This is a genomic window from Streptomyces sp. V4I8, assembly GCF_041261225.1.
GTDB lineage: Bacteria > Actinomycetota > Actinomycetes > Streptomycetales > Streptomycetaceae > Streptomyces.
Genome location: NZ_JBGCCN010000001.1, coordinates 8,793,044 through 8,805,530 on the forward strand (window position 1 = coordinate 8,793,044; position 12,487 = coordinate 8,805,530).

General features: G+C 72.1%; 9 protein-coding genes. 3 read left to right on the plus strand and 6 right to left on the minus strand.

Features of this window, described 5'->3' with window-relative positions:
- Nucleotides 1–87 precede the first annotated feature (87 nt).
- A complete protein-coding gene (locus tag ABIE67_RS39990) occupies nucleotides 88–2,139 on the plus strand; it encodes a phosphocholine-specific phospholipase C (RefSeq protein WP_370266459.1) in 2,052 nt (683 codons plus the stop codon).
- Nucleotides 2,140–2,181: 42 nt separating this feature from the next.
- Here ABIE67_RS39990 and ABIE67_RS39995 read toward each other — a convergent pair whose 3' ends face one another.
- Both ABIE67_RS39995 and ABIE67_RS40000 read right to left on the minus strand, forming a co-directional pair.
- Complete coding sequence (locus tag ABIE67_RS39995) at nucleotides 2,182–3,162, minus strand: hypothetical protein (RefSeq protein WP_370266460.1); 981 nt, start codon at nucleotides 3,160–3,162, stop codon at nucleotides 2,182–2,184.
- Entirely contained in the window at nucleotides 3,159–3,977 is an 819-nt protein-coding gene (locus ABIE67_RS40000) for a phosphatase PAP2 family protein (RefSeq protein WP_370266461.1), read from the minus strand. The genes ABIE67_RS39995 and ABIE67_RS40000 overlap by 4 nt, the downstream gene beginning before the upstream one ends.
- Nucleotides 3,978–4,247: 270 nt before the next feature.
- On the opposite strand from ABIE67_RS40000, the gene ABIE67_RS40005 reads away from it, so the two are divergent.
- Complete coding sequence (locus ABIE67_RS40005) at nucleotides 4,248–4,862, plus strand: TetR/AcrR family transcriptional regulator C-terminal ligand-binding domain-containing protein (RefSeq protein WP_370266462.1); 615 nt, start codon at nucleotides 4,248–4,250, stop codon at nucleotides 4,860–4,862.
- Between the two features lie 197 nt (nucleotides 4,863–5,059).
- Here the strand turns inward: ABIE67_RS40005 and ABIE67_RS40010 are convergent, their stop codons facing one another.
- The 3 genes from ABIE67_RS40010 to ABIE67_RS40020 all read right to left on the minus strand — a co-directional run bounded on the left by ABIE67_RS40010 (nucleotide 5,060) and on the right by ABIE67_RS40020 (nucleotide 8,737).
- On the minus strand, nucleotides 5,060–6,088 hold the full coding sequence (locus tag ABIE67_RS40010) for a DUF2510 domain-containing protein (RefSeq protein WP_370266463.1): 1,029 nt from the start codon (nucleotides 6,086–6,088) through the stop codon (nucleotides 5,060–5,062).
- Nucleotides 6,089–6,287: 199 nt separating this feature from the next.
- Nucleotides 6,288–7,442: an anhydro-N-acetylmuramic acid kinase gene (locus ABIE67_RS40015; RefSeq protein ID WP_370266464.1), complete on the minus strand. Its 1,155-nt coding sequence runs from the start codon at nucleotides 7,440–7,442 to the stop codon at nucleotides 6,288–6,290.
- Nucleotides 7,442–8,737 (minus strand): MFS transporter, encoded by a 1,296-nt coding sequence (locus ABIE67_RS40020; RefSeq protein WP_370266465.1) that lies wholly within the window; start codon nucleotides 8,735–8,737, stop codon nucleotides 7,442–7,444. The genes ABIE67_RS40015 and ABIE67_RS40020 overlap by 1 nt, the downstream gene beginning before the upstream one ends.
- A gap of 213 nt (nucleotides 8,738–8,950) precedes the next feature.
- On the opposite strand from ABIE67_RS40020, the gene ABIE67_RS40025 reads away from it, so the two are divergent.
- Complete coding sequence (locus ABIE67_RS40025; RefSeq protein ID WP_370266466.1) at nucleotides 8,951–11,626, plus strand: AAA family ATPase; 2,676 nt, start codon at nucleotides 8,951–8,953, stop codon at nucleotides 11,624–11,626.
- 36 nt (nucleotides 11,627–11,662) lie between these two features.
- Here ABIE67_RS40025 and ABIE67_RS40030 read toward each other — a convergent pair whose 3' ends face one another.
- On the minus strand, nucleotides 11,663–12,454 hold the full coding sequence (locus ABIE67_RS40030) for an SDR family NAD(P)-dependent oxidoreductase (RefSeq protein ID WP_370266467.1): 792 nt from the start codon (nucleotides 12,452–12,454) through the stop codon (nucleotides 11,663–11,665).
- Nucleotides 12,455–12,487: the final 33 nt, after the last annotated feature.

Sequence of the window (12,487 nt, forward strand, 5' to 3'; positions counted from 1 at the left end):
TTTGGTGCTCCTGGAACACTCCTTCCGCGCGCATTCCGTCACCACCGGCCGGTCAAACCACCCTCCATGGGAAGAGGTCCCTCACTCATGCCCGAAGTCAACCGGCGCCGATTCCTGCAACTCGCGGGCGCGACCACGGCGTTCACCGCACTGTCGAGCTCCATCCAGCGGGCCGCCGCGCTTCCCGCGAACCACCGCACCGGGTCGATCGAGGATGTCGAGCACATCGTCGTCCTGATGCAGGAGAACCGTTCCTTCGACCACTACTTCGGCAAGCTGCGCGGTGTGCGCGGCTTCGGTGACCCGCGCCCGGTGAAGCTGGACAACGGCAAGTCGAACTGGCACCAGTCGGACGGCAGCAAGGACATCCTGCCGTTCCACCCGGACGCCGACGACCTGGGCATGCAGTTCCTGGAGGGCCTGCCGCACGGCTGGACCGACGGCCAGCAGGCCTACAACGGCGGCAAGTACGACAAGTGGATCCCCGCCAAGGGCACCACGACCATGGCGTACCTGACCCGCGAGGACATCCCCTTCCACTACGCCCTCGCCGACGCCTTCACCGTCTGCGACGCCTACCACTGCTCCTTCATCGGCTCCACCGACCCGAACCGCTACTACATGTGGACGGGCTACACGGGCAACGACGGCACCGGCGGCGGCCCGGTCCTCGGCAACGACGAGCTCGGCTACGGCTGGACGACCTACCCCGAGCGCCTGGAGCAGGCGGGCGTCTCCTGGAAGATCTACCAGGACATCGGCGACGGCCTGGACAAGGCCGGCTCCTGGGGCTGGATCGAGGACGCCTACCGCGGCAACTACGGCGACAACTCGCTGCTGTACTTCAACAAGTACCGCGACGCCAAGCCCGGCGACCCCTGGTACGACAAGGCCCGCACCGGCACCGACGCCAAGAACGGCGACGGTTACTTCGACCGGCTCAAGGCCGACGTCCAGGCCGGGAAGCTGCCGCAGATCTCCTGGATCGCCGCCCCCGAGGCCTTCTCCGAGCACTCCAACTGGCCCTCCAACTACGGCGCCTGGTACATCGCCCAGGTCCTGGACGCCCTCACCTCCAACCCGGAGGTCTGGTCGAAGACGGCCCTGTTCATCACCTTCGACGAGAACGACGGCTTCTTCGACCACGTGGTGCCGCCGCTCCCGCCGAAGGACGCCTCGCGGGGCAAGTCCACCGTCGACGTCTCGCTCGACCTCTACAAGGGCGACAGCAACCGCCCGGCGGGCCCCTACGGCCTCGGCCCGCGCGTGCCGATGCTCGTCGTCTCACCGTGGAGCAAGGGCGGCTACGTCAACTCCGAGACCCTCGACCACACCTCGATCCTGCGGTTCATGGAGCGCCGCTTCGGCGTCAAGGAGACGAACATCTCCCCCTGGCGCCGGGCCATCTGCGGCGACCTGACCTCGGCCTTCGACTTCTCCCGCAAGGACAGCCGCCCGGCCGCCCTGCCGGAGACGGACGAGTACGAGCCGCAGGACCGCGAGCGGCACCCCGACTACAAGCCGAAGCCACCGGCCGACCCGGACATGCCCCGCCAGGAGCGCGGCCTGCGCCCGACCCGGCCGCTCAAGTACGCCCCGCACGTGGACGGCTCCGTCGACGTCGCCGCCGGCAAATTCACGCTCGCCTTCGCCTCCGGCGCCAGGGCCGGTGCCGCCTTCCATGTCACGTCCGGCAACCGCACCGACGGCCCCTGGACGTACACCACCGAGGCCGGGAAGAGCATCGCGGACACCTGGAACTCGGCGTACTCGAACGGCTCGTACGACCTGACCGTGCACGGCCCGGCCGGCTTCGTGCGCTGGTTCAAGGGCTCGAACAAGGCGGCCGGCCCCGAGGTCACCGCCCGGCACACCGGCGACGACATCGAGCTGACCTTCACCAACAAGGGACCGTCGAGCGTCCGCCTGAAGATCGCCAACGGGTACGGCGGTCGGGCCACCACGGTGACCGTGCGGCCCGGCACCACCGTGTGCCGCACGGTCGACCTCGCGGGGAGCCGGCGCTGGTACGACCTGACCGTCACCGCCGACGCCGACCCGGCGTTCCTGCGGCGGTTCGCCGGGCACGTCGATAACGGGCGGCCGGGTGTGAGCGACCCGGCGATCATCACCGAGTAGCCCGGATCGGAGCCCGGATCGGAGCGCTGATCCGAACGCTGCTCAGAGTGCTGTGAGGTGCCCCGGCTCCCGTTGCCGGGGCACCAACGCGGGTTCCGGCTTCGCCGATTCGGGCTCCAGGGCCAGTACGGCGGCCACGGGGTGCTCGTCGTCGGCCCCGTGGGGGTGCGGGACATCGAGGTCATGGGCGTGCGTGACGGCGGGCTCGGGTGTCGCCCGGCTGAGCAGCACCACACCCCAGGACGCCAGCCCCGCCCCGGCCAGGGCCAGCAGCACGCCTGCCGCGCCGCCCTGCAAGCGCTCGCCGAGCAGGACGAGCCCGATCACCGCGGCGGCCAGCGGGTTGGCCAGCGTCACCATGGCCAGCGGCGCGCCCAGGCCACCCCGGTAGGCGGTCTGTGACAGCAGCAGCCCGCTCGCCGCGAGAGCCGCGACCAGCAGCGCCACGCCGACCACCTGGAGACTGAGCAGCGGGGCGGAGTGGTCCGTCACGGCCACCGTCACGGTCTGCGTGAGCGCCGAGCCGACCCCGGACGCGAAGCCGGACGCGGTCGCGTGGCGCAGTCCCGGCCGGGTGCCCGGCCGCGACAGCGTGCCGATCAGGGCCACCGTCACCGCCGCGACCGCCACTGCCTCGGACGTGCTCAGTACCGCGTCGGGCGCGTGCCCGGACGCCGTGACGAGGATCGCTGCCAGGCCGACGAGCGTCAGCGCGGTACCGCGCCACTCGACCGCGCTGACCCGCCGCCCGGCGACGCGCGCGCCCAGCGGCACCGCGGCCACGAGGGTGAGCGCGCCGAGCGGCTGCACCACGGTCAGCGGACCGTACTTCAGGGCCACGACGTGCAGGAGCGCGCCGGAGCCGTTGAGCAGGACCGATCCCCACCAGGCGCCGGAGGCCACCAGCTGCAGCAGTCCCTTCCCGGGGGCGCGGGAGGCCAGCCGCTCCTGGGCGACGGCAGCGGCGGCGTAGGCGACCGCGGAGAACAGGGACAGGACGACGGCGAGCAGGGTGGCGTTCATCGGGCCGCTCCCACGAGTACGGCTTCCTCGTCCGGGGCCGCGTCACGGGCCGCCGGTACGAGCTCTTCGGTGCCGCGTCCGGCCGTGGTGGCCGTGCGCCGTGGCAGGTGGATCACAGCGAGCGCGACACCGAGCATGGCCGTCGCCACGATCGCGTCGAGCCAGTAGTGGTTGGCCGTGCCCACGATGACCAGCAGGGTCAGCAGCGGGTGCAGCAGCCAGAGCCAGCGCAGGCGCGAGCGGGTCGCCACGATCAGTCCGATCGCCACCATCAGGGCCCAGCCGAAGTGCAGCGACGGCATCGCCGCGAACTGGTTCGAGAGGTGGTCCGTCCGGGGTGAGCCGTACACGGAGGGGCCGTATACCAGCCCGGTGTCGATCAGGCCGGTCGCGGCGAGCATGCGCGGCGGGGCCAGCGGGAACGTCAGATGCACCACCAGGGCGGCGGCGGTGACCGCGGCGAGAACGCGGCGGGCCCAGACGTAGTGGGCGGGGCGGCGCAGATACAGCCAGATCAGGAAGGCCGCGGTGGCCGGGAAGTGGACGGTCGCGTAGTAGGTGTTCGCGAGGTGTATGAGCGTGTCGCCGTGCAGCAGCAGATGCTGCACCGAGCCCTCGCCGGGCAGATGGACGGCTCGTTCCAGATCCCACACGCGGTCCGCGTTGCGGAAGGCCTCACCGGTGTGGCCCGTCGCGAGCTGCCGGCCGAACTTGTAGACGAGGAAGAGCCCTACGACGAGCAGGAGCTCCCGGACGAGCGGAGGCCGCGCTGTCGCGTCGGGCTCCGCCTGGGCAGACTCGGTGCGGCCATTCATTCCCCCGGCCCTTTCGCTGAACGGTGGGTGGTGCCTGATGGTGCTGGTGGAGCTTGTCGAGCCGGTGACTGTGACTGCGCGCGCCCGGCGCACTCATCGATACGGCAGCGTACCGAAACGTCCATGTACCGAAACGCTCATGTATCGATACGCCACTGTACCGATACGATGGCGTTCCGGTACAGTGGCGTATCGATAGACGTACGACACACTGGAAGCGCGGCCTCGCACACATCCCCGGCCGCCGCACCCGAGTGAGGAGAAGAGCCCATGACGTCGCAGGCCGCGGACGGACCGGAGACGGTCGTCGCCTCGCGCCGCTCCAAGATCACGCCCGAGCGTGAGCAGGAGTTCTTCGACGCCGTGCTCGAACAGATCCGCGCGTCCGGCTACGACGCCGTCACCATGGAGGGCGTCGCCACCAGCACGCGGTGCAGCAAGTCCACGCTCTACCGGCAGTGGCGGACCAAGCCCCAGTTCGTGGCGGCGGCCCTGCGCGCGAGCCGGCTCACCCGCTTCGAGGGCATCGACACCGGCACGCTCGCCGGTGACCTGCGCGAGGCGGCGCGGGCCGCGGGGGCGTGGTCCGGCAAGGACACGCGGCTGTTCCAGGCGCTGGGGCACGCCGTGATGGAGGACCCGGAACTCAAGTGCGCCTTGCGTGAGGCGCTCGTCGACCCCGAGATCGAAGCACTGCGGCAGATTCTTCGGCGGGGAGTCGAGCGCGGGGAGGTCGCCGCCGACCATCCCGCGCTGGAGTACGTCCCCGCCCAGATCTTCGGCGTGCTGCGGGCGCGTCCGGTGCTGGAGGGCGAGGACGCCGACCCCGACTATCTCGTCCGTTTCGTGGAGGCCGCGGTGCTGCCGGCACTGGGCCTCACCTGAGACTCAGGCCGCCGTTCACGGGATGACTGGACGGTGACCTGTTCCGCGCCGCACCGTGGGGACGGGGGCGGCGCGCACCCCCCGGCCGGGTGGGGTTCCCCTTGAGCGGAGGGGCGCCCCACCCGGCCGCACTACGTCCGGGGTGCCTCGGATCCGGGGAGGTGTCGGGTTCCCGGTGTCCGTCGGGTCCGGGGGCGTCAGACGTCCTGGCCGTTGCCGCCACCGGTGGACACCTTGATGCCCTTGGCGATCTCGTCGAGGACCGACTGCCCCTCGTCGACGTCGACGCCGATGCGGACCACGACGATCTGCTGCTCACTGACGGGCGAGGGGAAGGCCAGCGACTCGACGTACCCGTCGGCGCCCTTGCTCGTGACGGCCTTCCAGCGGACCAGATAGCCCTTCTGCCCGGCCACGGTCACCGCCTTGGAGGCCAGCACCTCGTGCGAGGTGATCTCTCCGTAGCCCTTGCCGTAGGACTCCTCGGCGTTCGCCGCGATGTCCGCCTTGGCGACCTCCTCGGCGGTGTCGCCCTTGGTGCCGAGCGCGAGCGCCGGTGCCGAGTAGGCGCCGCCCTTCATGCAGGTCTGTGAGGTGTCGGAGGGGCACTTGTACGTCTCGTCCGACCCGACGTGCGCACCCCAGTCGATCTTCTGGCCGTACCAGCCGTCCGGGATGGCGAGGCTGATCCCGCTCACGGCGTCGGTGACCGAACCGCTGTCCACCTTCGGCGCCTCGGACTGGTCGGGGGAGGGCGACTGCCCACCGGAATCGCCGTCGCCGCCTCCGGACCCGCCGTTGCCACCACCGGAGTCGCCGAACGGGCCGCCCTGACCGCCACCGGGACCGCCCTGGCCACCTTGGCCGCCCTGTCCCCCCGGGCCGCCCTGCTGCTGGGAGTCGGCGCTGCCGCCGCCCGAGCCGTCGTCGGCGGTCAGCGCGTACACGCCGACGCCGATGCTCGCGAGGACCACCGCGGCCACTCCCACGGCTATCCCGGTGCGCAGACCGCGTCGCCCGCCCGACGGCGGTTGGCCGGGATATCCGGGATGCACCGGATACGCCCCGCCGGCCGCCAACTGCTCCGGAGGGCCCCATGCGTCGGTCGACCCCGCGGGCCGGACCTGGTCCGTCCATGCCTTGCCGTCCCACCAGCGCTCGGTGGGCGGATCGTCACTTTTCTGCCCCGGGTCGGGGTACCAGCCGGGAGGAGTCACCTGCGTCATGCGCCCACCGTATGAGGTGTCGGTGAAAGTCGGATGAGAGGAACCGGCCCCAGAACCACGGGATCCGGCTCTGGAACCCCAGGGTCCGGCCCCGGAACCCCGGGATCCGGCTCTGGAACCCCGGGATCCGGCCCCGGAACCCCGGGATCCGGCTCTGGAACCACAGAATCCGGCCGCGCGACCGTACCTTGGGATCCCATCACTCCAGCACGAGCCGTACCGGCTGCCTCTCAGCGGGCGGGGGCAGCCGCAGTCCGTCCCGGCCCGGGGTGATCGAGCCGAGCACGCGCGCGTGGCGGGCGCCCGTGGCCGACGACGCGGTCCCGGGTAGTCCGTGGGCGGTCAGGAAGCCCAGTACGGCGAAGGCGTACGCCTCCTTCGCGGCCGTTGGCAGTCCCAACTCGTCGGAGGTGCGCAGGGTCACCCCGGGCAGGCGCCGGCCGAGCATCGTCATCAGGACGGGATTGCGGGTCCCGCCACCCGAGGCGATCACCTCGGTCGCGCCCGCCGCACGTACGGCGTCGGCGACCGTCCATGCCGTGAGCATGGTCAGCGTGGCGACGACGTCCTCGGCGGGCAGGGTGCCGAACCCGGCCAGCGCGTCTCGCAGGTGGCCGAGGTGGAACAGCTCCTTGCCGGTCGTCTTGGGTGCGGGCAGCGCGTAGTACGGCTCCTCCAGCAGCCGTCGCAGCAGCGGCTCGTGGACGGTGCCGCGACCGGCCAGCGCCCCGTCCAAGTCGTACGCCAGCCGTCCGCCGCTGAAGCCCCGCGCCGCCGCGTCGATCAGCGCGCAGCCGGGCCCGGTGTCGAAGGCGGTGCCGTCGGGCGTGGTGAGGTTGGCGATGCCGCCGATGTTGAGGGCGACGGGCGTGCCGGTCCGGCCGCGCAGCCACAGCAGGTCGACCAGGCTGACCAGCGGGGCGCCCTGGCCGCCGGCGGTGATGTCGCGCGGCCGGAAGTCGGCGACCACGGGCAGCCCGGTCGCCTCGGCGATCCACGCGGGCTGCCCGAGCTGGAGGGTGCCGTACACCTTTCCCTCCTCGGCCCAGTGGTAGACCGTCTGCCCGTGCGAGGCCACCAACTCGGCCTGTCCGTCGCACAGTTCACGGTCGGCCCGGAGGGCGGCCGACGCGAAGGCCAGCCCGATCCGTGTGTCGAGCCGGCACACCTCGGCCATCGAGGTCGTCCCGGGCGGCAGCGCCGCCCCGAGCGCCTCCCGCAGGACGTCGTCGTACGCCTCGCTCACCAGCCCCAGCGGCTTGAGGACCAGGCTGTCGCCGACGAGGCTCAGGTCGGCGACAGCCGCGTCGATGGCGTCGTACGACGTTCCGGACATCAGGCCGATCACCCGCATCAGCTCAACTCACCCTCCAACGTGGCCACTTGTCTCCGTTTCGGTGCCACGGTCAGCGCGAGGACGCTCACCGCGCAGGTCGCGGCCGCGTAGTACGCGGGGATGTCCACGTTCCCGGTCCGTTCGATCGTCTCCGTGATGATGAGCCCGGCGCAGCCCGAGAACACCGCATTGGACAGCGCGTAGGCGAGTCCCAGCCCCGTGTAGCGGACGTTCGTCGGGAAGAGCTCCGAGAGCATCGCCGGACCCGGCCCCGCCATCAGCCCCACCACGGCACCCGCGCCCCACACCGCCGCACCCTTCACGGTGAGGGAAACGCCCGGGTCCTGGAGAAGGTTGAGCAGCGGCACCGCGAGGACCACGACCAGCAGCGCCCCCGTCAGCATCACCGGCCGTCGTCCGACCCGGTCGCTGAGCCACCCCGCCGGCACGATCGTCACCGCGAAACCGAGGTTGGCCAGCACCGTGGCGATCAGGGCCTGCTGGAAGGTCGCGTCCAGCGCGGACTGCAGATACGACGGCAGCACGACCAGGAAGGTGTACCCGGCCGCCGCCCACCCCATGATCCGCCCGGCGCCCAGCGCGATCGCCCCCGCGACCGCACGCCCCGGCGGCCGCTCGGCCTCCCGCTCCTCCCGGAACGCCGGCGTCTCGTCCAGCCGCAGCCGCAACCACAGGGCGCCCAGCCCCAGCGGCAACGTCAGCAGGAACGGCAACCGCCAGCCCCAGTCGCCCAGTTGCCGCTCCGTGAGCACAGTGGCCAGCAGCGCCGCCGCCCCCGCACCGCCCAGCAGCCCCAGCGCCACCGTGAACGACTGCCACGACCCGTACAGCCCGCGCCGCCCCGGTGGCGCGAACTCGGTCATCACCGACACCGCGCCCCCGAACTCCCCGCCCGCCGACAGCCCTTGAAGCACCCTCAGAAACGTCAGCAGCCACGGGGCGAGGGCGCCGACCGTGTCGTACGTGGGCAGCGCGCCGATCAAGGTCGTCGCCCCGGTCATCAGCGTGATCACCAGGATCAGCACCGGACGCCGGCCGATCCGGTCGCCCAGCCGGCCGAACACGGCCGCTCCGACCGGCCGGAAGAAGAACGCCAGCGCGAATGACGCGTACGTCCTCACCAGCGCCTCTACCTCGCTGCCGCCCTCCGGCGTGAAGAAGCGCGCCGCGATGATCGTCGCGAAGTAGCCGTAGACCCCGAACTCGTACCACTCGATGAAGTTGCCCACCGAACCCGCGACCAGCGCCCTGCGGGACCGGACCGGGACCCGGTCGGGGGAAGTCGACGTCATGTTCGCGCCTCCTGAATCGTGAATGGCGGTGGAGAGGCCGGTTTTTGACTGTTGGTAAGTTCCCGCGGGGCAGGTCGCGGGCCCTTCGCGTCGCCCGCGCGCACCCGTTGTCACCCATCACGGCAACAGCTGCCCGGACCCCCTCCACTTAGGCAATCGGACGGCTACGCTCGAGGTCTGTACGTCGTTCGGGCGACTTGGGGAGGTAGCGGGATGACGGAGGTACGGCCCACACAGGCCGCCTCGGCCTCCCTGTGGGAGCGCGACGAGGAAGTCGCCGCCGTCGAGCGGGCGCTCGACACCCTGTGCGCGGACAAGTCCTCCTCGGGAAGTCTCCTGGTGCTCCGGGGCGAGGCGGGACTCGGCAAGACCGCGCTGCTGGCCGAAACACGCCGCATCGCCGAGGCCCGCGGCTGCCAAGTGTGGTCCGCCCGGGGCAGCGAGACCCTGAATTCCGTTCCCTTCAACGTCGTACGGCAGCTGCTCCAGCCCGCGCTGCTGTCCCTGATGCCGGAAGAGGCACGCGAGTACCTCGGCGACTGGTACGACGTCGCCGGACCCGCCCTCGGCATCACGGAACCGGGCGAGCGCCAGGCCGACCCGCAGGGCGTCTGCGACGGCCTGGTGGCGGCCGTACGCCGACTGGCCCGCCGTGACTGGCCGCTGGTGCTGCTGATCGACGACGCCCACTGGGCCGACCAGGAGACCCTGCGCTGGCTCGCCGCCTTCGCCGAACGCCTCGGTGAGCAGAACGTCCTGGTCGTGGTGGCCCGCCGCCCCGGCGAGGTCAGCGGCGACAGCGCCCGCCACCTCGACGCGGTCGCCGCCGCGGGCAGCTCCGTCGCCACCCTGAGCGCCCTCACCCCGGACGCGACCGCCGGCCTCACCCGCGCCACCCTGGGCGCGCACGCCGACGCCCCGTTCTGTCGCGAGGTCTGGGCGGTGACCGGCGGCAACCCCTACGAGACCGTCGAACTCCTCGCCAAGGTGCAGGACAGCGAGTTCGACCCGACCGAGTCCGCGGCCGGCGAGCTGCGCGCCCTGAACCGCTCGGCGCGCGGCGGCGGCCTGGTCGCCCGCCTGGAGACGCTCGGCATCGAGGCCACCCGGTTCGCCTGGGCGGCCGCCATCCTCGGCACCGGCATCTCGGTCGACCTGGTGGCCGAGCTCGCCACCATGAGCGTGGACGAGGCCGTGCGCTGCGCCGACCTGCTGCGCACCGCCCGCATCCTCACCGAGCCCGACCCGGCGGGCGCCCAACCGGACGACGGCGACCTGGAGTTCGTCCACCCGCTGATCGCCACCGCCGTCTACAACTCCATCCCCGACGCCCTGCGCACCGCGATGCACGGCATCGCCGCCCGCGTCGTCACCGACAACGGCCGTGGCGCCGCGGTCGCCGCCCGCCACCTCCTCGAGGTCCACCCGGACAACGACGAGGAACTCGTCGAGCAGCTGCGCGAGGCCGCCCGCGAACATCTCGCCGTCGGCGCTCCCGACGCGGCCCGCCGCTGTCTGGAGCGCGCCCTGCTGGAGCCGCCCCTGCCCGAGGCCCACGCGCGCGTGCTCCACGAACTGGGCTGCGCCACCCTCCTCACCGCACCCGCCACCACCATCGACCACCTCCAGACCGCCCTCGCCATGCCCGGTCTCGACGGCGACGAACGCGTCGACGCCGTCTACCGCCTCTCCCAGGCCCTGCTCCACAACGACCAGCTGGAGGAGGCCGTCCGCACCGTCGAGGCGGAGGCCGCCCGGCACCAGGCCGGCCCCGCGAGGCTGCGGCTGCAGGCCGTGCAGTTCATGTGGGAGGGCATCCACGCCGGCGAGGACACCTCCCCGGGACGCTCCGCACGCCTCGCCGAACTCGCCGCGACCTGCACCGGCCGCGACAACTCCGAGCGGGCCCTGCTCATCCTGCGCGGCTTCGACGCGATGGCCCGCGGCGAGAACGCCGAAGAGGTCGTCGAGCTGTGCGACCGCGCCCTCGTCAACGGCCGCCTCGCCCCCGGACTCGGCTGGACCGACCCGGAGTGGGGCATCGAGCCGCTGATGATGCTGGCCAACTCCTACGCCTTCACCGACCGCCTCGACCGGGCCGAGTCCCTCTACAACGAGGCCCTTCGCGCCTACGAGTCCGCCGGCTGGAGCGGCGGCCACCTCGCCCTGGCCCACGCCTACGTCGGCGTCGGCCACCGCAGGCGCGGCCGGCTCCGCGAGGCAGAGGCCTCCCTGCGCAAGTCGCTGGCGCTCGCCGAGCGCGTCGGCCGCGGACTGCCCCTGTACTGGTCCGCGACCTGCAACCTCGTCGACACGCTGCTCGCCCGCGGGCACGTCGACGCGGCCTGGGAGATCGCCGAGCAGTACGGCTTCGCCCCGCCCTACCCGTCCACCATCGTGCTGCCGGACCCGCGCTCGGTCCGCGGCCGACTGCTCCTCGCCGTCGGCCGCACCAAGGACGGCATCAACGAACTGGAGGCGGCGGAGAAGGCGGCGGCCGTACGCGGCCACCACAACCCGGTGCTCGTCCCCTGGACCGTTGATCTGGCCCGCGCCCTCGCCAACGAGGACCCGGCGCGCGCCGCCCGGCTCGCCACCGACGTCCGCAGGCACGCCGAGCGGCTCGGCACCGACACCGCCCTCGGCGAGGCCCTGCGCTGCGCAGCCGCCCTGGAGACCGGCCAGCGCGCGGTACGCCTCGCCGAACAGGCCGTCACCTATCTGGAGGCCTCGCCGTGCCAGTACGAGCACGCGGCGGCCCGCGTCGAGTACGGCATCGCCGCCCGCTCGACCGCGGAGCTCCAGCGCGGGCTGACGCTGGCGCGGTCGTGCGGGGCGGACGGACTGGTGGCACAGGCGGAAGCGGCGTTGCTGTCGGGCGTGGTGTGAGAGTCGGCGGTGTGAGAGTCCGTGGTGTGAGCCGGGTCAGAGGCTCAGCAGCTGACGGGTGACCGCGGCCAGCTGCTTGCGCACCTCGGGGTCGTACGTCCCCTCGTGCGCCCGGGCCGGGCTCGTGCCGTCGAAGTACCGGCCCGTGCCCAGGTCCTGGGTCGCCAGGGCCAGGACGGCCGGGGCGCCGTCGGCGACCGTGTTCCAGGGCGCGACCCCGCCTTCACGCACCATCGCCGTGTCCATGAAGGTCGCCGGATGAACCACGTTCACCGCGACGCCGGTGTCCGCCAACTCCTCCGCGAGGGCGAACGTATGGGCCGCCAGAGCGAACTTGGCTCGTCGGTACGCGGCGAAGCCGTCGTATCCGCGGCGGAACTCCACATCGTCGAAGTCGGGGGGCTCCTGGCCGGCCGAGCCGACGTTGACGATCCGGGCGGGCGCGTTCGCGCGCAGCACCGGGAGCAGGGCAAGCGTCAGCGTCACGGGCGCCAAGTAGTTGACGGCCAGCCGTAGTTCGTGTCCGTCGGCGCTCAGCTCGCGCCCCGCGCCGGGCGCGCCCGCTCCCACGCCCGCGTTGTTGATCAGCACCTCCAGATCGGGATGCGCGTCGGCGACATGCGAACCCAGCTCGCGCACCTGCGTCAGCGAGGCCAGATCGGCGACGAAGCCCTCGGCATCACCTTCGGCCCGCAGTTCCTCGACCAGCTGTCGCGTACGGTCCGGATCACGACCGTGGGCGAGAACGACATGCCCCGAGCGGACCAGCTCGAAGGCCGCGTACCGCCCGAGGCCGGAGGTGGCGCCGGTGATGAGAATGGTGGACATGCCTCCACCGTAAGCACGTGGTGGAGGTGTGTG